The organism is Streptomyces bungoensis, assembly GCF_001514215.1.
Classification (GTDB): domain Bacteria; phylum Actinomycetota; class Actinomycetes; order Streptomycetales; family Streptomycetaceae; genus Streptomyces; species Streptomyces bungoensis.
Genome location: NZ_KQ948869.1, coordinates 1 through 23,545, shown reverse-complemented (window position 1 = coordinate 23,545; position 23,545 = coordinate 1). Strand labels below are relative to the sequence as shown.

Sequence of the window (23,545 nt, the reverse complement as noted above, 5' to 3'; positions counted from 1 at the left end):
GCCGTACGCACACTCCGCCAGCGTCCTGAGTGGGCACCGGGCACATGCGCCCCGGCCGGTCAGGCGTCGTCGAGCCGGCGGACGTCGTCCTCGTCCCAGGCGCGGGTGTCGCGGGGTTCGACGTAGGGCTCCGCCTCGGGCGGGTAGCCGCCGGCGATCGCCCGCTGGCGTGCGGTCTCCGCGTCGAACTCCAGGCCCAGCAGGATCGCCAGGTTGCTGATCCACAGCCAGACGAGGAAGACGATGACGCCGGCCATGGTGCCGTAGGTCTTGTTGTACGAGGCGAAGCCGGCGACGTACAGCGCGAATCCGGCGGACGCGACCAGCCAGATGACCAGGGCGAGGAGGCTGCCGGGGGTGATCCAGCGGAAGCCCTTGACCTTGGCGTTGGGGGTCGCCCAGTACAGGATCGCGATCATCACCGTGACGAGCAGGACCAGCACCGGCCACTTGGCGATCGACCAGGCCGTCAGCGCGGTGTCCCCGATGCCGAGGGCCTGCCCGGCGTGGCGGGCGATGCCGCCGGTGAACACGACGATCAGCGAGCTGATCACCGCGAGCACCATCAGGACGACCGTGACGCCGACGCGCACCGGAAGGATCTTCCAGACCGGCCGCCCCTCCGGCATGTCGTAGACCGCGTTGGCGGCGCGGATGAAGGCGGCCACGTAACCGGAGGCCGACCACACCGCGACGACGATGCCGACGACGGCCATGAGCGAGCCGGTGCCCGCGTTGCCCTGCAGTTGCTCCACCGCGCGGGTGAGGATGTCCCGTGCGGGGCCGGGCGTGAGCTTCTTGAGGTTGTCCAGCACCGTGTTCGTGGCCGACCTGCCGGTGATGCCCAGCAGGGAGATCAGCACCAGAAGCGCCGGGAAGAGGGCGAGTACGCCGTAGTACGTCAGGGCTGCGGCGCGGTCGGCCAGGTCGTCGTCCTTGAACTCGCGCAGCGAGCCCTTGAGGACCTTGCCCCAGGCCTTGCGCGGCAGCTTGGCCGGCGTGTCCGGGGCCCGCCGGTCCACGTCGGGCCCGGGCCCCGCCTCCTCGGGCGGGGGCGCCTGCCGCTCGGGGGTCTCGTCACTGCCGTGCCTGCTCCCGTGTCCCGGAAGATGCAACTTTGCCATGCACGTCGAGTAACCCGTGGACGCGCGGTTACGCCGGGGCGTGTGGCCCCGGCCACCGGGCCGCCCTCCGTCAGGTGAGCGCTCCCGCCAGCAGTGCGGCGGTCTCGGCGATCAGGCGGCTGTCGGGCGAGGCGTCCGGCTCGTGCCGTGTCGTGAGGACGGCCAGGACGAGCGGTGCGCGCCCCGGGGGCCAGGTGACGCCCACGTCGTGGCCGGTGCCGTAACTCCCGGTCCCCGTCTTGTCCGCGACGGTCCAGTCGCCGGGCAGGCCGGCCCGGAGCCTCTCGCCGCCCGTGGTGTTCCCCAGCAGCCAGCCGGTGAGCCGTTCGCGGTCGCCGGGTGCCAGTGCGGTGCCGAGCACCAGGCGCGCGTAGGTCCGTCCGATGGCGCACGGGCTCGTGGTGTCGGTGGCACGCCAGGGTTCGGCGGAGTTCAGGTCGGGCTCCCACCGGTCGAGCCGCGTCGTCCTGTCCCCGATCGAGCGGCAGAACCGGGTGATCGCGGCCGGTCCGCCCAGTTCCCGCAGCAGGAGGTTGGCCGCCGCGTTGTCGCTGTGGCGGATCGCGGCGGCACACAGGTCCTCGACGGCCATGCCGGCGGCGAGGTTCTCCGGCCTGCCGGTGATCGGTGCGTAGCCCGAGTCCCTGACGTCCCGCTCCGTGTAGCGGACGCGCCTGGCCAGGAACTCCCCGTCACGGTCGAGGTCGCGCAGCACCGCCGCGACGGCCGGCGTCTTGAAGACCGAGCAGATCGGGAAGCGCTCGTCCGCCCGGTACCGCACCGTCCGGCCGGTGGCGGTGTCGCGGGCGTGGACACCCAGCCGCGCGGCATGGCGCTGCTCCAGCCCCTTCAGCCGGCGCACGATCTCCCTGCCGCCCTCCCACGTCGCGGCCCGGGCGCTCCCGCTCGCGGGCAGGGCGGCGGCCAGCGCCGCGCCGGCTCCGGACGTGAGCAGGCTGCGCCGGGACGGGGTGCTCCGTGCGGTGTCCAAGGTCGTCCTCTCTCGCGGCTCCCGCTGTACCGTCCGCGCATGAGCATCCGGCGCGTCCGGGTGGCGCGGGCCAGGTCAGCCGGCGGCCACCGGGGGTCTGCTCGCCGCGGCCTCCACGGTGCGGCCGGGCGCGGCCGCCAGGCGGGGCAGCAGGCTGGTCCAGAACTCCAGCATGCGCTCGTTGGACAGCCAGTCCGGGTCGCGGCTGCCGAGCACCTCGAAGCCGACCGTCGCGGCCACCACGGCCATGGCCACGCACTCGGGCGAGACACCGTCCGTCAGTTCGCCCGCGTCCTGCGCCTGGCCGGCCATCTCGCGCACCCAGCCGTGCCAGGAGTCCACTACCACCGCCCCGCCGTCCCGCGTGGGGTCGCCGCTCAGCGCGAATCCGGCCCGCACGACCGGATCGGCGGCGAACGCGACCACCAGCTGGCGGATCGCGGCCACCAGCATTCCGAGGGCGCTGCCGCCCGTGGACCGGAAGCGCTCGGCCATCTCGTCCACCGTGCGGGCCGCCGCGCTCTCGATCTCACCGGCGAGGGCGTCCTTGCTCGGGAAGTGGAAGTGCAGGGCGCCGGCGCTCACCCCGGCCCGCCTGCTGATCGCGGGCAGGGAGGCGCGGGCGTATCCGTCGTGGGCGAAGGCCTCCGCCGCCGCCTGGATGAGGGCCTGCCGCGTACGGACCGCTCGGACCTGCCTGACCATGACGCCCTCCTCCTGGGCCTGCGCGGAGACGGGTCCACACCTCCGGGCCCGGTAAAACCGCGTGTTCAGTATGTTTACGGCCGCCCGGGGCGGCAAGCCCCGGCGCCCGGCCATGGCCGGAACACCGTCGTCCGCCCGCGCAGGACCGGACCGGGCAGCCGGCCGCCCCGGGCCGCGGCCTGACAGGTTGTCAAACCGCTGGCCCGGTGCGGCCGGTCATGCCCGGTGCGGCCGGTCCGGGGAAAGAGGACGGCGCGCCGACGGCCGTTCAGGACGCCGACGGGCCCAGCAGCACGGGCAGCGACCGGTAGCCGTTCAGCATGAACGTCGGCAGCGGCGCCAACTCCTCGGGCGCACAGGCCAGTCGTACCTCGGGGAAGCCCTCGAAGAGCCGGGAGAGGGCCGAGGCCGCCTCGATCTCCCCGAGCGGGGCGCCCAGGCAGCGGTGCGGTCCGTGGCCGAAGCCGAGGATGTCGCGGTCGGCGGTGCGCAGCACGTTGAAGCGGTCCGCGTCGGGCCCGTGCCGGTCCGTCTCGTGGCCGCCGGCCGCGAAGTTGACGAGGATGCAGTCGCCCTTGCGGATCAGCACCCCGTCGAGGTCGATGTCCTCGACCGCGAACCGCATCGGCGCGTACGCCCCGGGCGTGTGCACCCGCATGGTCTCGGCGACCACGTCGGCCCACGTCGCCCGGCCCGCCCGCACGTGCTCCAGCTGCTCGCGATGGGTCAGCAGGGCACCGGCCGCGTTGGTGATGAGGGTGGCGGTGGTGTCCTGGCCGGCCGCGATGAACATGAAGAGGGAGCCGAGCAGTTCCTCCTCGGTGAGCCGGTCGCCGTCGTCCCGGGCGGCGATCAGCGCGCTGGTCAGGTCGTCACCCGGCCGCTCCCGCTTGTCCTTCACCAGGGCGGCGAGCCGCCCGAAGGCCTCCAGCCGCGCGCCCTCCATCTCCTGAGCGCTGACGGTGGAGCTGAACACGGTGCTCAGCGCCGCGGACAGGGCGTCGGTCTCGGCGCCCCGCGGTACGCCGAACAGCTCGCAGATCACCCGCAGCGGCAGCACCTCCGCGTACGCGGTGCGCAGGTCCACCGGCGTGCCGTGCGGGAGCGCGGCCAGGGCGGCGAGGAGTTCGTCCGACAGCTCCTCCACGCGGGGGCGCAGCTCCTGCGAGCGCCGGGCGGTGAACGCCCCGGCCATCAGCCGGCGCAGCCGGGTGTGGTGCTCCCCGTAGGCGAAGAGCATGTTCTCGTTGGCCACCCACGGGTAGAGCGGCCACTCCTCGGTTATCTTGCCCTCGATGAACGGCGGCCAGTGCAGGCGGGCGCTGCGCGAGACCCGCGGATCGGTCAGCAGCCGCTCCACGTGGCTCTGGCCGACGACGGCCCAGGCGAGGACGCCGCCCGGCAACTCGACCTGGACCGCGGGGCCCTGGTCGCGCAGCATCGCGGCCTCCCCCAGGTGGTCCTGGCCGGTGAGGTCCAAGGCGTACGGGCAGCCGGTCTTCTCCATGGGTGTGCTCCCTGGGTCGGTCTTGCATCACGGTGTGGCGTGGCGACGGGCCCATGGAGGCGGGGTCCGCTCCCCCGCGAGGGGCGGCTGCCGGCGACCGCGGCCGGCGGGGTGCCGGTGCGGCTCAGCCGGCGGCCGGGGCCCGGGGCAGTTCCCGGCGCAGCTCGAGGGCCTCTTCGTGGACGCGCCTGCCCCGGTCGAGCGACATGTCCAGCCGCACGAGCACGGCGGGGACCGCGATGCAGGTCATCAGGTGCCGGTAGAGGTCGACGACCCGCTCCGTCAGGTCGGCGTGGTCGCTCATTATCTTGGACAGCACCTGGGCCCCGGTGAACGCGGCCACGAAGGCCTTCGCCGAGGCCTCGACGTCGACCTGGGGCAGCACCTCCCCGTTCGCCTTCGCCCGTTCGAGCAGCTTGGCGTTGTGGTCCACCCAGGAGGCCATGGGCACCCGCCGGTCCAGCCCGTCGTGCGGTGAGCCCTGGTCCACGGTCAGCCGGATGCTGCCGCGCACCATGGGGTCGCCCGAGCCGAGCAGGTGGGCCAGCAGGAAGCCGGCGTCCAGTCCTTCCTGGAGCACCAGTTCGCGCGGCGGGGACTGCGGCACGGCGTTGAGCTGGTCGGTCAGCACCGCCTGGGCGAGCTGCTCCTTGGAGGCGAAGTGGAAGTAGAGGGCGCCCTTGGTGACGTTCGCCCGCTGGAGGATCTCCGAGATGGTCGCGGCCTCGTAACCGACGTCCGCGAACACGTCGGCGGCGGCCACCAGGATGCTGCGCCTCGTCCTGATCGCTCGTTCCTGCAGGGCCACGGCACATCCTCCGCACTGGCTTCACAGACCGGTCGGCCCCCGAAAGAAACCGACAGGTTCGTATCCTGCCACCCCGGAAGATGGGCTTTCAAGCATACGAATGTCCCCCTCCTCGCCCCGTACGCGGAACCTCCGGGCCCGTCGCCGACCGCCACGATAAAACCTGTCGTCCGGTATCTCAACGCTCACGACACAGCGCCCCCAACCCATCGGCGTTCGGCCACCGTTGGCAGAAATTTGGCTTGATAAGCAAACCGGGAGGTCCGTATCTTCTGACTCTGCGCGTCCCAGCCTTCCGGATCTGCGACTACGGGAGAGGGCCATGACCCTTCTGACACCCCAGGTACACCTCCCCTCCGTGCCGGATACCGGGCAGGAGCTGGCGCGGCTCCTCTTCGACGGCGACGACCGGGAGCACGTCCACGGGATGTGGCGCGACCTGATAGCGAAGGAGACGTTCCGGCACCGCCCCGGTCTTGGCGCCGGCGAACGCGCCGCGCTCGCCTACGAGTGGCTGCGCCTGGTGAACGACACGGCCGGCAGCGCCGAGCAACTGGCGGACGATCCCGCGCTGCTGGCCGCGCTGCACGAGTGGGCGGCGATCGTGGACGGCGGCGGGGGCCTGTGCACGGTGGCGAGCATCCACTACAACCTGTTCCTCGGCAGCCTGCTCGACCACGAGGGCGCCGGGCGCCGGGACCTGTCCGCCTTCACGACGCTGCGCCGCACCGGCACCTTCCTGTGCACCGAACTGGAGCACGGCAACGACGCCTCGGCCCTGGAGACCACCGCCGAGCCGGACCCGGCCACCGGCGGGTTCGTGCTGCACACCCCGCACGCGGGCGCCCAGAAGTTCATGCCCAACACCAGCACGACCGGTGGGCCCAAGAGCGCCGTGGTGGCCGCCCGCCTCCTGGTCGGGGGCCGGGACGAGGGCGTCTTCCTGTTCCTGACACCGCTGAGCGACGAGCGGGGCCTGCTGCCCGGGGTGCGGGTGCGCCGGCTGCCGCAGCGCACCGGCGCCCCGCTGGACCACTGCCTGACCGCGTTCGACCGGGTGCGGCTGCCCCGGGAGGCCCTGCTGGAGTCCGAGTACGGCCGGCTGGACGCCGAGGGCCGGTTCCACAGCAGCCTGGGCAACCGCCGCAAGCGGTTCCTGCAGTCGATCGGGCGGGTCACGATGGGCAAGCTGTGCATGAGCGGCGCCGCCGTCGGCGCGACCCGGGCCGCGCTCGCCGTGGCGGTGCGTTACGGCGACCACCGGCAGGTGAGCGGGCACCGGGCGGGCGAGCGGATCCCGGTCAACGCCCACCGTCCGCACCACGCGCGGCTGTTGAGGGGGCTGGCCACCGCGTACGCCATGACGTTCCTGCACCGCTCGGTGCTCGCCCGCTGGACGCGGCTGCGGACCTGCCGGGACGCCGGGGAGCGGGCGGAGACCGAGCGGCTGATCGCCGTCGCCAAGAGCTGGATCACCTGGCAGGCGCGGGACATCGCCGTCGAGTGCCGGGAACGCTGCGGCGCGCAGGGCCTGTTCGCCGCCAACGGCCTGTCCGAGTTCCCGCACTACATCGAGGGCACGATCACCGCCGAGGGAGACAACCTGGTCATCTGGGTGAAGGCCGCCGCCGAGATGCTCTTCGAGCACCAGGCGCCCCGGCAGGACGTCGTACCTCCCCGTGGGGTCGAGCAGTTGACCGATCCCCGGCATCTGCGCGGGCTGCTGGCGGCGGCCGAGTCCGTCTGGCAGGACAGGGCCCGGGCCGCGCTGCGCCGGGGGCCGTCCAAGGACCCGGTGGAGCGGTGGAACGGGGCGTCAGGCGCCGCGCTGGAGATGGTCTCGGCGCACGCACGGCTGCGGGCGGCCGACGCCTTCCTGGACGCGGCCGGCCGGGCCGGGAGCCGGGACGCCGGTGAACTCCTGGAGAGGCTCTGCGTCCTGTTCCTGCTGGAGCAGATCGGCGAGCACACCGGTGACCTGCTGGCCGACGGCCACCTGTCCGCCGACCAGGTCCGCGCGCTGCCCCAGGTGCGGGACGACGTGCTCGGCGGCCTCGCGCCGCGCATGACGGACCTGGTCGAGGGCTTCGACCTGCCCGCCGCGTATCTGGACGCCATCCCCCTGGCCAACCCGGACGGCGTCTCGCTGGCGGACTACGCCGTCGAGGCCGAGTGACGGTCAGGAGCCTGCCAGAGCGTCGATCCAGGAGGTCAGACGGGCGCCCTGAGCGGCCATCAGACCCGGGTCGCGCAGGATGTTGGTGAGGACGGACATCCCCTGGTAGGCGGCGACGAGCTCGACGGCGAGCGCGCGGGCGTCGGGCCGGCCCAGCTCGCCGAACTGGCGCTCGACCCAGTCGAGCAGCGCCCGCATCACCTGGGCCGCGGCCAGGTCCAGGCCGTCGTCGCGCTTGTCCAGCTCGGTGGCCAGGGTGCCGAAGGGGCAGCCGAAGCGCGCCGCGGTCTCGCGCTGGCCGACCCAGCCCTCGATGAGGGCCTTCAGCCGGGCGGCCGGGTCGGGGAGCGCGTCCAGTCGGTTCGTGAGCGCGGTGAGCCGGTCGCAGTGCGCCTCCACCGCGGCCTCGACCAGCAGGTCCTTGCTCCGGAAGTAGTAGTAGACGTTTCCGAGCGGCACGTCGGCGGCCCGGGCGATGTCCGCGAGCGTGGTCTTCTCCACGCCCTGCTCATGGAAGGCCCGGACGGCGGCCTCGACGAGGCGTTCCCGCTTGCCGGGCCGCTGGGACGGTGAGTCAGTCACCTGACTGAGGATAGACACCGCGCGAGGCGGCGGCTAACGTGGCTACTTAGTCAGTCAACTGACTCACTCACTTACGGGGAGACCTCATGATCGTCGTCACGGGCGGTACCGGGAACGTCGGACGGGCGCTGGTCGCGCGGCTCGCCGAGGCGGGGGCGGCCGTGACGGCCGTGGCGCGGCACATCACTCACGAGGACGTCCCGCCGGGCGTCCGGATCCTCGCCGCCGACCTCGGCCGGCCCGACGCACTCGCCTCCGCCTGGGAGGGCGCCACCGCGCTGTTCCTGCTGGTGGCCGGGGACGACCCGGAGGGGCTGCTGAAGCGGGCCGCCGCGGCCGGCGTCCGCAAGGTGGTCCTGCTGTCCACCCAGGGCGTCGGCACCCGGCCGGAGAGCTACGCCCACGCGGCCCGTTTCGAGGCGGCCGTCGCCGATTCGGGACCGGCGTTCACCGTCCTGCGCTCCGGCGGGATGGCCTCCAACACGCTCGCCTGGGCCGAGCCGGTCCGCCGTCACCGCACCGTGGCGGCACCCTTCGCCGACGTGGCCCTGCCGTTCGTCGACCCCGACGACGTCGCCGCGGTCGCCGCCGCCGTCCTGCGCGAGGACGGACACGACGGCCTCACCTACACGCTGACCGGCCCCGAGGCGACCACACCGCGGCAGCGGGCCGCCGACCTCGCCCGGGTCCTCGGCGAGCCGGTGACGTTCGTGGAGCAGAGCCGGGAGGAGGCCCGTGCGCAGATGGCGGCGTTCATGCCGGACGCCGTGGTGGAGGGCACCCTCGCCATTCTCGGCGAGCCGACCCCCGAGGAGCGGGCGGTCAGCCCGGACGTGGAGCGGATACTGGGCCGCCCGGCAACGCCCTTCGCGCACTGGGCGGCGCGCAACGCCGCGGCGTTCCGCTGACCGGCCCGGGGAGGCGCGCCGCGCCCGGCCTCACGGGTGCGGCCGGCCGACCTCCCGCTCGGCCCGGACGATCTTCCCGTCGACCGTGCAGCGGGCGCCCCGGCGGTGAGCGAGCCGGGCCACCAGGAACGGGCCCCGGCCGCCCTCGTCCGTGCTGCGGACGTGCCTCAGCCGCGGCGCGGTGCGACCGGCGCCGGTGACCTCGTGGGTCAGCCGGGCGTCGCGTACGACCCGGTCCGCGCCGAGGTCGGGGGCGCGCGGGCCGCCCCACGGCCTCCCGCGCGGAATGCCCCAGCGGCGCCCGGGCGCCCGGGGTCCCGCCGGCCACCGTGCCGTCCGCCGAGATCACCGCGGCCTCGTCGGCGAACGCGTCCAGCGGCTCACGCGGCTCACACGGCTCACACGGCTCACACGGTGCTGCCGGTCCGCCCCTCGTGCACGGTCCGGCCGCGGGCCGGGCCGCACACGGTGGCAGCATGGAGGTACCGGTCCGCGGCGCCCGGGCGTGGGCCGCGAGGACACCGCGGGCCCCGGCCGGTGAGGAGGCCTGGCATGGCGGTGGATTCCTTCCGCGCCGGGGACGACGAGCACGGCCCTGATCAGCCCCGGCCGACGGGCCTGCTCGACGTGCTCAGCGTGGCCGCGGTGGCACTGGACACCAGCGGGCGCATCGTCTTCTGGACGCCGCAGGCCGAGGACCTGTTCGGCTACACGGCCCAGGACGTCCTCGGCAAGTACGCGGCGCGGGTGCTCATCCGTCCCGAGCACCTGCAGGCCGTGGTGAGCCTGTTCACGGAGGTGCTGGAGACCGGCCGGGGCTGGGCCGGCGCCTTCCCCGTGCTGCACAAGGACGGCAGCAGCCGCCTGACCGAGTTCCGCACCATGCGGCTGCTGGACGACCTGGGCGACGTGTACGCGCTGGGCATCGCCGCCGACCACACCCTGCTGCAGCGGGTGGAGACGGATCTGGCGCTGTGCGAGCGGCTCATCAACCAGTCCCCGATCGGGCTGGCCCTGCTGGACCCCGAGCTGCGGTACATGCTGGTGAACCCCGCGCTGGAGCGGATCGACGGCATCCCGGCCGGGGACCACATCGGCCGCCCGCTGCGGGAGGCGCTGTCCTTCATCGACGTCGGCACCGTCGAGTCGTGCCTGCGCCAGGTGCTGGCCACCGGCACTCCCCTGCTGGACCAGTACCACGTGGGCCGCCCTCCGTCCGACCCCGGCCAGGAACACGCCTGGTCGCTGTCCTTCTACCGGCTGGAGGACCCGGGCGGCGGGCGCGTGCTGGGCGCGGCCGCCTCGGTCGTCGACATCACCGAGCGGCACCGCGCGGCCGCCGAGGCCGACCGGGCCCGGCGCCGGCTGGCCCTCATCGCGGACGCCTCCGCCCGGGTGGGCACCACGCTGGAGGTGGAGCAGACCGCCCGTGAACTGGCCGACATCGCCACCCCGGTGCTCGCGGACGTGGTCGCCGTGGACGTGCTCGACTCCGCGCTGGCCTGCCGCCCGTTGCGCCGGCCGGACAACGGCCCCGCGCTGTTCCGCGCCCTCGCCCTGAAGGCGGCCCACCCCACCGAGGCGCTGTCCGCCGCCGACTCGCCGGGTGACCTGGCCGCCTACGACGGGGACCGGCTGGTCACCCTGTGCGTGCACACGGGCCGGCCGGTGATGGTGCGCCGGGTCGGGGAGCGGGACCTGCCGCGCATCGCGCGCAACGCCGAGGCCGGCGAGGCGCTGGCGCGCGCCGGTGTGCACTCGTATCTGGCCGTGCCGCTCATCGCGCACGGTGAGGTGCTCGGCGCGCTGGACCTGAAACGCACCCGCAACCCGCTGCCGTTCGACGAGGACGACGTCGTCCTGGCCAGTGAGCTGGCCAGCCGGGCCGCCGTGGCCATCGACAACGCCCGCTGGTTCCAGAGCGTGCGCAACACCGCGCTGACCCTGCAGCGCAGTCTGCTGCCCGACCACTCCTCGCACCACACGGGCCTGGAGCTCGCCTCCCGCTACCAGCCCGCCCAGTCCACCAGCGAGGTCGGCGGCGACTGGTACGACGTGATCGCGCTGGCCGGCGACAAGACCGCCCTGGTGGTGGGGGACGTCATGGGCAACGGCATCGACGCGGCCGCCACCATGGGCCGGCTGCGCACCGCGACCTGCGCGTACGCGGACCTGGACCTGGCGCCCGCCGCGGTGCTGGAGCACCTGGACCGGATCACCTGCGACCTGGAGCACTACATCGTCACCTGCCTGTACGCGGTCTACGACCCGCACACGCGGCGGTGCACCATGGCCAACGCCGGGCACATGCCGCCCGCCCTGGCCCGGCCCGGTGCGCCGCCGGTGCTGCTGGACCTGCCGCCCGCGGCGCCGCTCGGCGTCGGCGGCGTCCCGTTCGAGGCCACCGGCACCGACCTGTTCCCCGGGGACCTGCTGGTGCTGTACACCGACGGCCTGGTGGAGACGCGGCAGCATCCGATCGACGACCGGCTGAACGTGCTGCTCGGCTTCCTGGACGAGCCCGGCCGGCCGCTGGAGGAGACCTGCGACCTGCTGCTGCACGGCCTGCGCCATCCCGACGACCACGACGACGTGGCCCTGCTCGTCGCCCGTGCCCTGTAGGCCCTGCGGCGGCGCGGGCGGCCCGCTTGGTGGGCCCCGCCCGGCGGTGCGACGCTGGGGGGAGAGGTCATCCGAGGAGCGAAAACCCAGGAGGGCCGATGGGACGAGACGTCCCGGCGCTCGTCTTCACCCGCGAGGACCGCCGCCGGTACCGGATCAAGATGCAGGAGTGCCTCGACGCGTTCGCCCAGATGCTGCGTGAGGAGCAGTTCGAGTCGGAGCGGCCGCAGGTCGGCCTGGAGATCGAGCTGAACCTGGTCGACGACCAGGCCGAGCCGGCCATGCGGAACACCGACGTGCTGGAGGCGATCGCCGATCCGGCGTGGTCCACCGAGCTGGGCCGGTTCAACCTCGAGATCAACGTGCCGCCCCGGGGACTGACGACGGGCGGCCCCGACGCCTGGGAGTCGGAGATCCGCGCCGCGCTGAACCACGCCGACGAGCGGGCCGGGTCGGTGGGCGCCCGGCTGGTGATGATCGGCATCCTGCCCACGCTCCGGCAGGAGGACATCGGGGAGGGGACGCTGTCGGAGAACCCCCGCTACCGGCTGCTGAACGACCAGGTCTTCGCGGCCCGGGGCGAGGACCTGCGGATCGAGGTGGACGGGACCGACCGGCTGCGGACCTACGCGGACACCATCACCCCGGAGGCCGCGTGCACCAGCACCCAGTTCCATCTGCAGGTGTCGCCGGAGAGCTTCCCCGACTACTGGAACGCGGCGCAGGCCGTCGCCGGCGTCCAGGTCGGGCTGTCGGCGAACTCGCCGTTCCTGTTCGGCAAGGAGCTGTGGCACGAGACCCGCATCCCGCTGTTCGAGCAGGCCACCGACACCCGGCCCGAGGAGATCAAGGTGCAGGGGGTGCGGCCCCGGGTGTGGTTCGGCGAGCGGTGGATCAACAGCGTCTTCGACCTGTTCGAGGAGAACCTGCGCTACTTCCCCGCCCTGCTGCCGCTGTGCGACGAGCAGGACCCGGTGGAGACGCTGCAGAGCGGGGACGTGCCGGAGCTGTCGGAGCTCACCTTGCACAACGGCACGATCTACCGCTGGAACCGGCCGGTCTACGCCGTCGACCACGACAAGCCGCACGTCCGGGTGGAGAACCGGGTGCTGCCCGCCGGCCCGACCGTCGCCGACACCCTGGCCAACGGCGCGTTCTACTACGGGCTCACCCGCGCCCTGGTGGAGGAGGACCGGCCGGTGTGGTCGCGGATGTCCTTCGCCGCGGCGGAGGAGAACCTGCACGCGGCGGCCCGGGGTGGCATCGAGGCGCGGCTGTACTGGCCCGGCATGGGCGAGGTGCCGGTGCCCGAGCTGGTGCTCAGGCGGCTGCTGCCGCTGGCGCACCGCGGTCTGGAGCTCTCCGGGATGGACGCGGCGTGGCGGGAGCCGCTGCTCGGGATCATCGAGCAGCGCTGTGTGACCGCCCGCAACGGGGCCGTGTGGCAGAAGGAGATGTTCCACCACTTCGAGGACACGACCCGGGCCGGCCGCCACGAGTCGCTGCGGCGGATGACACAGCTGTACATGGACTACATGCACCTGAACGCCCCGGTGCACACCTGGCCGGTCGACTGAGGCGGCACCCGGCTGCGGCCGTGGCCGGGGCCCGACGGCCGCCCGCGGAGCGCGCGCCCGCCCCACGTCCGTTCAGGGTCTGCCGCGGCGCGCAGGGGGCACAGGTCCTGCGGAGGGAGCGGCGGGTGGTGCGGCGGTAGTGTGGCCGCACGGTCGACGAGCGGGTGGTGGCGGATGGAGTGGCGGGAGTATGCCGAGGCGATGGCCCGGCTGGCACGGCAGTTGCTGGAGCAGGACTCGGTGCAGGCGACGCTGGACGAGATCGCGGAGTCCGCGGTGCGGCTCGTGGCCGGCTGCGACGCGGCCGGGATCCTCGCGGTCCGCAAGGGCCGGACGGTGACGCTGGCCGCGTGCGGCGACGTAGTCGCGCAATGCGACCGGTTGCAGGGCGAGGTCGGCGAGGGGCCGTGCTTCGACCTCGTCCGCCGCAAGGACGACAGCCGCGTCTACCGCATCGCGGACATGAGCGAGCCGCAGCCGGACTGGGAGCGCTTCGCCTCGGGAGCCCGTGACCTGGGGGTGGGCAGCATGACCGGTGTGCTGCTGTACGCGGACAACGAGGACTTCGGCGCGCTGAACCTCTACTCCGGCCGGCCGGGCGCCTTCGGCGAGGAGATCGAGACGGCCGCCTGGCTGCTGGCCTCGCACGCCGCCGTGGCCCTGGCCGGGGCCCGCACCATCGACCAGCTCGAGCACGGACTGGAGAGCCGGCACGCGATCGGCGAGGCGATGGGCATCCTCATGGAACGCCACCGGCTGAGCGAGGAGGACGCCTTCAACGTCCTGCGCCGGATCTCCCAGGACCACAACGTGAAGCTGCGGGACGTGGCCCAGCGGGTCAGGACCGGGCGTCCGCCGTCCGGCTGATCACCGGGGGGCCGCTCAGCCGGCCAGGACGAGGACGAGCGGTACGCCGTGGCAGGGCACCAGGCGCAGGCCGTCGTACGCGCCGGGCGCCGTGCCGGTGAGCAGGCCGCCGAAGTCGGGCCCACGGGTGAGGGAGCCCGCGAGGTGCGCGGGGTCGGCCGAGGCGGCGACCCGGCCGCGGGCGTTCACCAGGTGGGCGGGGCGGGACAGGCGGCGCAGCAGCGGCAGGACGGCCGCCTCGAAGTGCCGCAGGTACACGTCGGCGGCGGCCACTCCGGCGAACCGCCCCTGGATCAGCACCGGTTCGGACAGGGTGAGGCTGTACTCGTCGGAGCAGAGGTAGTCGACGTACGGTCCGGCGACGGCCCGCCGGCCGGTGTCGCGGGGCAGCGCGAACCAGTCCCAGTGGGTGTAGTCGGAGTACGCCGAGTGGCCGGGGTCCAGGTCGAGGAGCAGCGGGCGTACGTCGCCGTCGGCGGCCGACTGCCACCACTCCAGCCAGGCCGGTACGTCGGTCAGCAGGCCGGGAGCGGCCACGAAGCCGACGCCGGAGACCAGGTCCTCCAGGCGCAGGCGCTGGTGCAGGCCGGGGCGCAGGGCGGCGAGGTCGGCGCTGGCCGGTGGGCGGCCCCTGGCGGTGACCCGGTCGAGCAGGGCCTCGGTGTCGGCACGGGTGGCGGCGACCGTCTCGAAGACGGCCTCCAGCGCGCCGCCCACCTGGGAGGCCACCCATGTCTCTGTCTCCGTGTCGAGGGTGGCGAGCCCGGGGCTGACGCCCATGGTGTCCTCCAGCGGACGGGAACCGGACGCGGCGCGGTCAGAGGGACAGGCGTACGGCGACGAGCCGGGCCGCCGACTCCCTGACGCACCGCTCGGCCAGCGTGCCGGCCGTTTCGTGGGCCCCATCCTGCACGGCGGAGATCACGGCGCGGTGACATTCCGCAACTTCTTCACGACATGCGTCGTCGGCCAGGACGAGGCACATGAGCGCGCCCACCTCGCTCTGCAGGGCGACCTGTTCGCGGGTGAGCCGGGCCGACTGGGCGGCGGCGGCGAGTTCCACGTGGAAGCGGCCGTACAGGCGGCTGCGGGCCGGTGCGTCCGCGGCGCGGGCCAGTTCCTCGGCGGTGCGGCGCAGGGGGTCCAGGTCCTCGGGCGCGGTGCGCTGGGCGGCGAGGCGGGCGGCGGCGCCGGACAGGGCGGCCCAGTGGTCGCCCAGGTCCCGGAGTTCCTCGGTGCTCCAGCCGCGCAGCCGGGCCCGGAGGCGGTCGTCGGCGGGGACCTCGGGGAGGGAGACGAAGCTGCCGCCGCCGCGGCCCCGCCGGGTGGTGACCAGACCCCGCTGCCGCAGGGCCATGAGCGCCTCGCGCAGGGTGACGGTGGAGACGCCGAGCTGCCCGGCCAGCTCGGTCTCGCCGGGGAGCTGCTCGCCGTCGGCGAGCAGGCCCAGCTCTATGGCGTCGCCGAGGCGGTGGACGACCGCGTCCACCCGGGCCCGGTTGTCGACCGGGCTGAAAACGGCCTTGCGGGCGCCGCTGTCGGTCTCGTACTGCCTCACGGCCACCACCTCGTGCGTTGACTCAAGCTTTACCCTAAGGGGCTCTTGAGGTTTGAACTATGACTTCATATGTTTGCAGTCAACGTACCGCGCGCCAGAAAGGTTCCCCCATGGAGGGACGTGCGATCCGGCTGCAGGACCTGCACAAGTCGTTCGGCGGGACGACCGCCGTCGCCGGTGTCGACCTGGAGATCCGCGACGGGGAGTTCTTCTCGATGCTGGGTCCCTCCGGCTCCGGGAAGACGACGGTCCTCAGGCTCGTCGCCGGGTTCGAGACACCCGACCGGGGCCGGATCGAACTCGCCGGGCAGGAGGTCACCGGCCTCGCCCCGTTCGAGCGGGACGTGCACACCGTCTTCCAGGACTACGCGCTCTTCCCGCACATGACCGTCGAGCAGAACGTCGCCTACGGGCTGAAGGTCCGCCGGGTACCGAAGGCCGAACGCCTGGTCCGCGCCCGCAAGGCGCTCGCCGAGGTCCGCCTCGAGGGCTACGGCCAGCGCCGGCCGGCCCAGCTCTCCGGCGGGCAGCGCCAGCGCGTCGCGCTCGCCCGCGCCCTCGTCGGCCGCCCCCGCGTCCTGCTGCTGGACGAACCGCTCGGCGCCCTCGACCTGAAGCTGCGCGAGCAGATGCAGGTCGAACTCAAGGCGATCCAGCGGGAGGTGGGCATCACCTTCGTGTTCGTCACCCACGACCAGGAGGAGGCCCTGACGATGAGCGACCGCATCGCCGTCTTCGACCGGGGCCGGATCGCCCAGGTCAGCACGCCCGCGGAGATATACGAACGCCCGGCCACCGCCTTCGTCGCCTCCTTCGTCGGCACCTCCAACCTGCTCGACGGCGAGACGGCCCACCGGATCGTCGGCGCGCCCGGCACGTACAACATCCGGCCGGAGAAGATCCGCGTGCTGAAGGAGTCCGCCGAGGCGGACGAGCCGGAGCACACCACCGCCGGCGGCACGGTCGCCGACGTGGTCTACCTCGGGGACGCCACCCGCTTCCTCGTGGACCTCGACGGCGGCGGCCGGCTGACCGCGCTGCAGCAGAACCTGGAGACCTCCTCCGAGGACGTCGCCGCCTACCGGGGCACCCGGGTCCGCCTGCAGTGGCACCGCCGGCACGCCGTACCGCTGCCCTCCTGACCACTCCCCCGCCTACGTCCCGTCCCCTGGAGAACGCCGTGCGTCCCACCCGTACCCTGCGCGCCGCCGCCTGCGCCGCCGCGCTGCTGCTCGCCGCCGCCTGCGATTCCTCCGGCTCCGGCGGTTCGTCCGCCGGCGGCCTCAACCCGCCCGACCTCAAGGCGCCCACCAAGCTGGGCCGGACGGAGGGGCAGGTCAACCTGATCGCCTGGGCCGGTTACGTCGAGGACGGCTCCAACGACCCGAAGGTGAACTGGGTCACCGACTTCGAGAAGCAGACCGGCTGCCAGGTGCACTCCAAGGTCGCCGCCAGCTCGGACGAGATGGTCAAGCTGATGAAGACCGGCGAGTACGACGCCGTCTCCGCCTCCGGTGACGCCTCCCTGCGCCTGATCGCCTCCGGTGACGCCGCCCCCGTCAACACCGCTCTGGTGCCCCACTACAAGGACATCTTCAGCGGGTTGAAGAACGGCCCCTGGAACTCGGTGAAGGGACGGATGTACGGCATCCCGCACGGCCGGGGCGCCAACCTGCTGATGTACAACACGCAGAAGGTGCGCCCCGCGCCCACCTCCTGGTCCGCGGTCTTCGACGGGGCCCCGGCGCACAAGGGCCACGTCACCGCCTACGACTCGCCGATCTACATCGCGGACGCCGCCCTCTACCTCCGGGCGACCAAGCCGGAGCTGAAGATCAAGGACCCGTACGCGCTGGACCAGAAGCAGTTCGACGCCGCCGTGGCGCTCCTCAAGCAGCAGAACGCGAACGTCGGCGAGTACTGGAGCGACTACCTGAAGGAGGTCTCCGCCTTCAAGAGCGGCGACTCCGTCGTCGGCACGACGTGGCAGGTGATCGCCGGCCTCGCCGCCTCGGAGGGCGCGAAGGTGAAGACGCTGGTCCCGAAGGAGGGCTCGACCGGCTGGTCCGACACCTGGATGGTCTCCAGCAAGGCCAAGCACCCCAACTGCGCCTACAAGTGGCTCGACTGGATCGTCTCCCCCAAGGTCAACGCCCAGGTCGCCGAGTACTTCGGGGAGGCGCCGGCCAACTCGAAGGCGTGCGCCGAGACCAGTGACAAGAACTTCTGCACCGTCTACCACGCCGCCGACGAGAGCTACTGGAAGAAGATCGCGTTCTGGAACACGCCCATCGAGCAGTGCCTCGACGGCCGTACGGACGTGAAGTGCGTCCCGTACGCCAAGTGGGTGCAGGCCTGGACCGAGATCAAGGGCTGACCGTGACGACCGACGTGACGACCGCCGCCGGCCGGGGCACCGTCCGGCGGCTCGCCGGGAGCCTGCACCGCCGGCCCCGGCTGCGGCTGGCCCTGCTGCTCACCGCCCCCCTGCTGTGGCTGACCGTCCTCTACCTCGGCTCGCTGGCGGTGCTGTTCGTCTCCGCGTTCTGGACGACCGACTCCTTCACCTCCCAGGTGGTCAAGGTCTGGTCGACGGACAACTTCCACGAGCTGCTGACCACCCCCGTGTTCCGGCAGGTCGTCCTGCGCAGCGTGGGGGTGGCGCTCGCGGTGACCGTGCTCTGCGCGCTGATCGCCTTCCCCGTCGCCTTCTACACCGCGCGGGTCGCCAGGCCCCGGTGGCGCCCGCTGCTGGTGGTGGCCATCCTCACCCCGCTGTGGGCGAGTTACCTGGTCAAGGTGTACGCCTGGCGGCTGATCCTGTCCGAGGGCGGACTCGCCGACTGGGCGCTGGCCCCCTTCGGGCTGAGCGGGCCCGGCTTCGGCCTGGCGGCCACGGTCCTCACCCTGACCTACCTCTGGCTGCCGTACATGATCCTGCCGATCCACACCGCCCTCGAACAGCTCCCGGACAACCTCCTCGACGCGTCGGCCGACCTCGGGGCCCGCGCCGGGCGGACGTTCCGTTCGGTGGTCCTGCCGATGGTGCTGCCGTCGGTCGCGGCGGGCTCGGTCTTCACCTTCTCGCTCAGCCTCGGCGACTACATCACCGTGCAGATCGTCGGCGGCAAGACGCAACTGGTCGGCAACCTCGTGTACTCCAACATCGAACTCAACCTGCCCATGGCCGCCGCACTCGGCCTCGTCCCCGTGCTGGTGATCGTCCTGTACCTGCTGGCGATCCGCCGCACGGGCGCGCTGAACAGCCTTTAGGCCTCCAGGAGACAAGCGCCATGCATCTCAGCCGCACCGCGCGCATCGCCCTGCGCATCGGCGCCGGGCTCGGTTTCGCGGTGATCTACGTCCCGCTCCTGCTCGTCCTCGTCAACTCCCTCAATCCCGACCGCAGCGCGAGCTGGCCGCCGCCGGGGCTGACCGGGCACTGGTGGTCGGTGGCGGTGCACGACTCCGGTGCGCGCGCGGCCGTGTGGGTGTCGGTGAAGGCCGGTCTGGGGGCCACCGCGGTCGCGCTCGTCCTCGGCACGCTGTTCGCGTTCGCCGTGGCCCGGCACCGCTTCTTCGGCCGGGACACGGTGTCGTTCATAGTGGTCCTGCCGATCGCGCTGCCCGGCATCGTCACCGGCATCGCCCTCAACTCCGCGTTCAGCACGGTCCTGCGGCCGCTCGGCGTCGGCCTCGGGCTGTTCACCGTGATCGTGGGGCACGCCACGTTCTGCATCGTCGTGGTGTTCAACAACGTGGTGGCCCGGCTGCGGCGCACGGCCGCCTCCTACGAGGAGGCGGCCATGGACCTCGGCGCGAGCACCTTCCGCGCCTTCGCGGACGTCACCTTCCCGCTGGTCCGCTCGGCGCTGCTGGCCGGCGCGCTGCTCGCCTTCGCCCTGTCCTTCGACGAGATCGTGGTGACGACCTTCACGGCGGGGCCCGGCATCGAGACCCTGCCCATCTGGATCTTCACCAACATGACGCGGCCTCAGCAGGCGCCGGTGGTGAACGTCGTGGCCGCCGTCCTGGTGCTGCTGTCGGTGGTCCCGATCTACGTGGCCCAGCGGCTGTCCGCGGACACGGCCACGTCGAGCCGCGTGTGAGCACTCCTGCGTGAGCACCCCGGTGTGAACGTTCCCGGGTGAACGCGCCGCGCGGCCGAAAGCGGGTCGCGTGAAGGTTGCCTCGCGGGTAACCCGCGATGTCATGAACGCGTTGACGAAGCGGCCGACGAGGCCGTGGCAGAAGCAGCCGTGCCCGACCGCCGACCCCGGGCCGGGGTGGTGACCGTGATCTTCCTCGTCGCCGCCCTGCTCCTGCTGGGCATCGTCGTGGGCTCGGCCGCCTACCTCCCCTGGCCGGTCACCGTCCTCCTCGGCGTGGTCATCGCCGCCTGGCTGCTCGTCTTCACGGGCCGCGAACGGCGGCGGCGCCGGAGCCGGGCGGGGAGGGCGTAGCCGATGCGACTCACCGCTCCCCCGTCGCGCCGGACGGGCCGCCGGGACACCGAGGGCATGGCCGTGGCCTCCTTCGTGCTCGGGCTCGTCGGGCTGCTGGTCCTCAACATCGTCCTAGGGCCCATCGCCATCGTGCTGGCCGTCATCGCCCTGCGCCGGGACACGCCGCGCCGGTTCCGCGCGCTGCTCGGTCTGGGGCTCGGCGTCGCCGACCTCGTCGTCCTGGCCGCGCTGATGGCCGCGCACGGGTCGGGGTCCTGGTCGGTCTGGGGCGGCTGACTCAGCAGCCGCTTCCACCGCCGGACTTATGCCGGACTCATGCCGGACTCAAGTCCGACAAAGGGCAATGAGTCCGGCTTGATGACGGGAAAATGACGACCGGCAGACTTTTCACCGTCGGCCGGCCGAACTCCCTGCGGCCACCGGCTCGCTCATCGGAACCCGCACCGTCGCAAAAGAGGACCAACCCGCGTGCCGAGCTGGGGCGTTGGGTCCCCTGCGTGGTGCGTTGACTCCCCTATGTCAGTGATAGCATCCCCGCGTCTGCGACCTTGGTCCCCACCGGCCCGGCCGCCGTATTGAGATCACCCCCGTTCTCAACTCGTCGGCGTGCACGAGTCGTTCCAGCGGTTGTGCCCCGGATTCCTGCGAGGCCCTTCCGCCGACGGCCGCAGGCTACACATAGGAAAGGTTCCCATGAATCGAGACGCACTCGTGTGGTGCCTGGTTGCGGTCGCGGCGATCGCCGTCGCCGCGGCCCTGGTGCTCAGTCGTCGCAACAAGGCCATAGCGGCGAAGAGGCAGCAGGTCGAGGCCGCCCTCACCCAGAGGCTGAGCGAGGCCGACAGCCAACTCGCCGTTTTAAGAGGTGAGTTGCAGCAGCACAAAGCGGAACACGACAAGACCATCCAAGAAGCGGAAGAAGCGGCGGAGGAAAGCACCAAGGCCGTCCTCAAGGGTTCCGCGCGCTTTCTGCAGAGCCTTGCCGCGGAACAGCTCACGCTTCTCGAGGAAATCCAGCTCAAGTACGGCGGTCATTCCGTGCTCGGCGATCTGCTGGAAGTCAGCCACGCCAATGCGCAGATGGCCCGAAAGGCACAGGGCATCGCGGTCATGTGCGGTGCGCCGCTCGGCCGCCGCAACAGGCCGGCGAGCGTTTACGACGTGGTGCGCAGCGCACAGGGGCAGATCCGCAATTTCCGGCGCGTCGAAATCATGCAGCAGACCGGTTTCGCGCTGAAGGCCTCCGCGGTTTCCCCGGTGGCTCTCGCCGTCGCCGAACTCCTCGACAACGCTGCCAGTTTCTCCCAGCAGGGTTCGCCCATCGAGGTCACGTTCCAGCGGGTGCAGAAGAACCTGTGCATCGTCATCGACGACGCCGGCGTCGGTATGAACGACGAGGAGCGGCAGAAGGCCTCCGCGCTGCTCTCCGGCGACTACCGCCCGCGCCTGTCGCACCTGGGGAACCAGCCGAAGTTCGGTTTCCCGGTCATCGCCCTGCTGGCGCAGCAGTACGGGTTCCGGGTCGACGTCACCGGCGTCTCCCGCTACGGCGGCGTCCGCGCGGTCGTCCTGCTGCCGGAGGAGCTGTGGACCGAGGAGGAGACGGCGCCGGCCGGGGACTCCCGGGTCAGCAGCATCCGCGACGCCGTCGGCCGCCCCGAGCCGGTGGCCCGTACGGCCAACGGCCTACCGCGGCGGGGAGGCCGCCAGGTGCCCATCGCCAGCGTGCCCGACCGGGACGCCCCGGCGCCCGGCGCCGTGCCGGAGGATGCCGGCCGCGCCGCGGCCCGGAGCCTGGGGGCCTTCCAGCGCGGCACGCTCTCGGGCCGCAACCTCGCCTCGGCGCCGTCCGAAGGGGCCGATGAGGCATGACCACAGACCTGTCGTGGATGCTCGAGGACATCGTGCACAACGTGCCGAGGGCACGCCACGCTGTCCTGCTGTCCGCGGACGGCCTTCCCCGCGGGGCGACCGAGGGCATGGACCCGAAGGACGTGCGGACGATCTCCGCCGCCATGGCGGGCATGCAGTCGCTCAGCCGGGCGACCTCGCACTTCGCCGGGCCGGGGGAGGACAGGCAGTGGAACCAGACGATCATCGAGTTCTCGCACGGCTGGATCTTCCTGATCGGGGCCGGGCAGGGCGCCTACCTGGCCGCGGCCGCGGCGCCCGACGTCGACATGCAGCAGATCTCCTTCCGCATGCACCGGCTGGTCGCGCGGCTCGGCAACAACCTCACCTCGCCGCCGCGGGTGAACGCTGAGGACGCCGAGGGACGGGCCGGGCGGGACCGGTCGCGGCAGCAGGCGGCGGGAAGCACCGGGATCTCCATCGCGGACCTCGACGAGGTGGTCGCCGACGTGCACGGCGCCCGGCACGCGGTGCTGCTCGGCGGCGACGGTCTGCCCCGCGGTGCCACCACGGGCATGAGCCAGGACCTGGCGGACACCATCTCGGCGGCGATGACGGGCATTCACGCCTACAGCCGTGCCACGTCGCAGTTCGCCGGTGTGGCGCCGGACGCGCAGTGGCGGCAGACGGTCATCGAGTTCCAGCACGGCTGGATCTTCCTGATCTCGGCCGGCCGGGGCGCCTTCCTGGCGGCGGCCGCGGAACACGACGCGGATATCGAGGAGTTCACCACCCGGCTGCACGAGGTGGTGCCGCGGCTGAGCGGATATCTGGCACCACGCGGGGAGGCGAGCGTCACGTGAATGGCGAGCCGGACGAGGAACTGGAACTGACGTCCGCATTAGTTCCGCTCTTCGTGATCACCAACGGGCGGGGCCTGCCGCCGGATCACGCGTACGAACGCACGACCCTGGTGTCCGCGCAGGAGGACACCGGTGCCGCGGCCCGCACGCTTTCGCCGGAGGCGGGCCGGGTTCTGGAGCTGGTCACGGACGGTTTTCTCTCCGTCGCCGAAGTGGCCGCCCACGCGCATCTGCCGCTGGGGGTCGTGCGGATTCTCCTGTCGCAGATGGAGGAGAGCGGTCTGATCGTCGCGCGGAAGCCGGTACCCCGCGCCGAACGGGTCGACCGGGAAGTGCTCAACGCCGTACTCGACGGCCTCAAAGCCCGATTCGGAGCGTGATTCGTGTACCTGGATTCAGGTGTCCTGACCGCGGTGAAGATCCTCGTGGTGGGGCACTTCGGGGTCGGGAAGACCACGTGCATCGGCAGCATCTCCGAGATCGAGCCGCTGCAGACCGAGGAAGAGATCACCGAAGCCAGTGTGGGGTTCGACGACCTGTCGGGCACCCCGGACAAGACCACCACCACGGTCGCCATGGACTTCGGCCGCCTGACCATCAGCGACGAGGTGGTGCTCTACCTCTTCGGCACGCCCGGTCAGGAGCGCTTCAAGGAGATGTGGGAGGAGCTGTCCCGGGGGGCACTGGGCGCGCTCGTCCTCGTCGACCCCGAGCGGCTGTCGGAGTCCTTCCCGGTCCTGGACCTGGTCGAGCGGTTCGGGCTGACGTACGCCATCGGCGTCAACCGCTTCGACGGCACGACCGACTACCCGCTCGCGGAGATCCGTGAGGCGCTGGAGCTGTCCGACCGGACCCCGATCGTCGTCTGCGACGTGCGGGACCAGCAGTCGTCGGCGCAGGCCCTCATCACCCTCGTCCACCACCTACTGTCCCTTCTCGA

The 23,545-nt window shown here is 72.4% G+C and carries 23 protein-coding genes; 15 read left to right on the top strand and 8 right to left on the bottom strand.

Translation table 11 applies throughout. The features are described 5' to 3' along the window. Positions 1-59: 59 nt before the first annotated feature. The 5 genes from AQJ66_RS29095 to AQJ66_RS29075 all read right to left on the bottom strand — a co-directional run bounded on the left by AQJ66_RS29095 (position 60) and on the right by AQJ66_RS29075 (position 5,135). Entirely contained in the window at positions 60-1,124 is a 1,065-nt protein-coding gene (locus AQJ66_RS29095; RefSeq protein ID WP_061928047.1) for a YihY/virulence factor BrkB family protein, read from the bottom strand. Positions 1,125-1,194: 70 nt separating this feature from the next. Beyond that, positions 1,195-2,115 (bottom strand): class A beta-lactamase, encoded by a 921-nt coding sequence (gene bla / locus AQJ66_RS29090; protein WP_061928045.1) that lies wholly within the window; start codon positions 2,113-2,115, stop codon positions 1,195-1,197. 75 nt (positions 2,116-2,190) lie between these two features. Beyond that, entirely contained in the window at positions 2,191-2,820 is a 630-nt protein-coding gene (locus AQJ66_RS29085; RefSeq protein WP_061928043.1) for a ScbR family autoregulator-binding transcription factor, read from the bottom strand. Between the two features lie 268 nt (positions 2,821-3,088). Then, positions 3,089-4,327 (bottom strand): cytochrome P450 family protein, encoded by a 1,239-nt coding sequence (locus AQJ66_RS29080; protein ID WP_061928041.1) that lies wholly within the window; start codon positions 4,325-4,327, stop codon positions 3,089-3,091. A 124-nt stretch (positions 4,328-4,451) separates the two neighbouring features. Next, the gene (locus tag AQJ66_RS29075; protein ID WP_061928039.1) at positions 4,452-5,135 is read right to left on the bottom strand and encodes a ScbR family autoregulator-binding transcription factor; all 684 of its coding nucleotides are present in this window, start codon (positions 5,133-5,135) and stop codon (positions 4,452-4,454) included. 322 nt (positions 5,136-5,457) lie between these two features. Here AQJ66_RS29075 and AQJ66_RS29070 point away from each other — a divergent pair, with 322 nt between their 5' ends. Beyond that, the gene (locus AQJ66_RS29070; RefSeq protein WP_079060494.1) at positions 5,458-7,311 is read left to right on the top strand and encodes an acyl-CoA dehydrogenase family protein; all 1,854 of its coding nucleotides are present in this window, start codon (positions 5,458-5,460) and stop codon (positions 7,309-7,311) included. A gap of 3 nt (positions 7,312-7,314) precedes the next feature. Here the strand turns inward: AQJ66_RS29070 and AQJ66_RS29065 are convergent, their stop codons facing one another. Continuing rightward, positions 7,315-7,893 (bottom strand): TetR/AcrR family transcriptional regulator, encoded by a 579-nt coding sequence (locus AQJ66_RS29065; RefSeq protein ID WP_061928037.1) that lies wholly within the window; start codon positions 7,891-7,893, stop codon positions 7,315-7,317. An 86-nt stretch (positions 7,894-7,979) separates the two neighbouring features. On the opposite strand from AQJ66_RS29065, the gene AQJ66_RS29060 reads away from it, so the two are divergent. The 4 genes from AQJ66_RS29060 (at position 7,980) to AQJ66_RS29045 (ending at position 13,867) form a co-directional block, all read left to right on the top strand. Beyond that, the gene (locus AQJ66_RS29060; protein WP_061928035.1) at positions 7,980-8,801 is read left to right on the top strand and encodes an NAD(P)H-binding protein; all 822 of its coding nucleotides are present in this window, start codon (positions 7,980-7,982) and stop codon (positions 8,799-8,801) included. Between the two features lie 552 nt (positions 8,802-9,353). After that, a complete protein-coding gene (locus tag AQJ66_RS29055) occupies positions 9,354-11,423 on the top strand; it encodes a SpoIIE family protein phosphatase (RefSeq protein WP_061928033.1) in 2,070 nt (689 codons plus the stop codon). A gap of 98 nt (positions 11,424-11,521) precedes the next feature. After that, positions 11,522-13,000 (top strand): glutamate-cysteine ligase family protein, encoded by a 1,479-nt coding sequence (locus tag AQJ66_RS29050; protein ID WP_061928031.1) that lies wholly within the window; start codon positions 11,522-11,524, stop codon positions 12,998-13,000. A gap of 174 nt (positions 13,001-13,174) precedes the next feature. Continuing rightward, complete coding sequence (locus AQJ66_RS29045; protein WP_061928029.1) at positions 13,175-13,867, top strand: GAF and ANTAR domain-containing protein; 693 nt, start codon at positions 13,175-13,177, stop codon at positions 13,865-13,867. 15 nt (positions 13,868-13,882) lie between these two features. Here AQJ66_RS29045 and AQJ66_RS29040 read toward each other — a convergent pair whose 3' ends face one another. Next, positions 13,883-14,647: a PDC sensor domain-containing protein gene (locus AQJ66_RS29040; protein ID WP_061928027.1), complete on the bottom strand. Its 765-nt coding sequence runs from the start codon at positions 14,645-14,647 to the stop codon at positions 13,883-13,885. Between the two features lie 37 nt (positions 14,648-14,684). Continuing rightward, positions 14,685-15,425 carry a FadR/GntR family transcriptional regulator gene (locus AQJ66_RS29035; RefSeq protein ID WP_061928170.1) on the bottom strand — a complete coding sequence of 247 codons (741 nt, stop codon included), beginning with the start codon at positions 15,423-15,425 and terminating at the stop codon, positions 14,685-14,687. A gap of 110 nt (positions 15,426-15,535) precedes the next feature. Here AQJ66_RS29035 and AQJ66_RS29030 point away from each other — a divergent pair, with 110 nt between their 5' ends. The 10 genes from AQJ66_RS29030 to AQJ66_RS28985 all read left to right on the top strand — a co-directional run. Continuing rightward, a complete protein-coding gene (locus AQJ66_RS29030; protein WP_061928025.1) occupies positions 15,536-16,567 on the top strand; it encodes an ABC transporter ATP-binding protein in 1,032 nt (343 codons plus the stop codon). A gap of 38 nt (positions 16,568-16,605) precedes the next feature. Next, positions 16,606-17,802 (top strand): ABC transporter substrate-binding protein, encoded by a 1,197-nt coding sequence (locus AQJ66_RS29025; RefSeq protein WP_061928023.1) that lies wholly within the window; start codon positions 16,606-16,608, stop codon positions 17,800-17,802. Between the two features lie 2 nt (positions 17,803-17,804). Then, the gene (locus tag AQJ66_RS29020) at positions 17,805-18,698 is read left to right on the top strand and encodes an ABC transporter permease (RefSeq protein WP_061928021.1); all 894 of its coding nucleotides are present in this window, start codon (positions 17,805-17,807) and stop codon (positions 18,696-18,698) included. 20 nt (positions 18,699-18,718) lie between these two features. Beyond that, positions 18,719-19,534, top strand: coding sequence for an ABC transporter permease (locus AQJ66_RS29015; protein ID WP_061928019.1), 816 nt, complete (start codon positions 18,719-18,721; stop codon positions 19,532-19,534). 150 nt (positions 19,535-19,684) lie between these two features. Then, on the top strand, positions 19,685-19,888 hold the full coding sequence (locus AQJ66_RS29010) for a hypothetical protein (RefSeq protein WP_061928017.1): 204 nt from the start codon (positions 19,685-19,687) through the stop codon (positions 19,886-19,888). A 3-nt stretch (positions 19,889-19,891) separates the two neighbouring features. Further along, positions 19,892-20,167, top strand: a complete 276-nt coding sequence (locus AQJ66_RS29005) for a hypothetical protein (RefSeq protein WP_061928015.1) — start codon at positions 19,892-19,894, stop codon at positions 20,165-20,167. A 417-nt stretch (positions 20,168-20,584) separates the two neighbouring features. Then, a complete protein-coding gene (locus tag AQJ66_RS29000; protein WP_061928013.1) occupies positions 20,585-21,763 on the top strand; it encodes an ATP-binding protein in 1,179 nt (392 codons plus the stop codon). Next, positions 21,760-22,605 carry a roadblock/LC7 domain-containing protein gene (locus AQJ66_RS28995; RefSeq protein WP_244162967.1) on the top strand — a complete coding sequence of 282 codons (846 nt, stop codon included), beginning with the start codon at positions 21,760-21,762 and terminating at the stop codon, positions 22,603-22,605. Before AQJ66_RS29000 ends, AQJ66_RS28995 begins: the two co-directional genes overlap by 4 nt. Further along, positions 22,602-22,985, top strand: a complete 384-nt coding sequence (locus AQJ66_RS28990) for a DUF742 domain-containing protein (protein WP_061928011.1) — start codon at positions 22,602-22,604, stop codon at positions 22,983-22,985. The genes AQJ66_RS28995 and AQJ66_RS28990 overlap by 4 nt, the downstream gene beginning before the upstream one ends. Before the next feature lie 3 nt (positions 22,986-22,988). Then, positions 22,989-23,545 (top strand): GTP-binding protein (locus AQJ66_RS28985; RefSeq protein WP_061928008.1); only part of this gene is annotated, 557 nt, incomplete at its 3' end.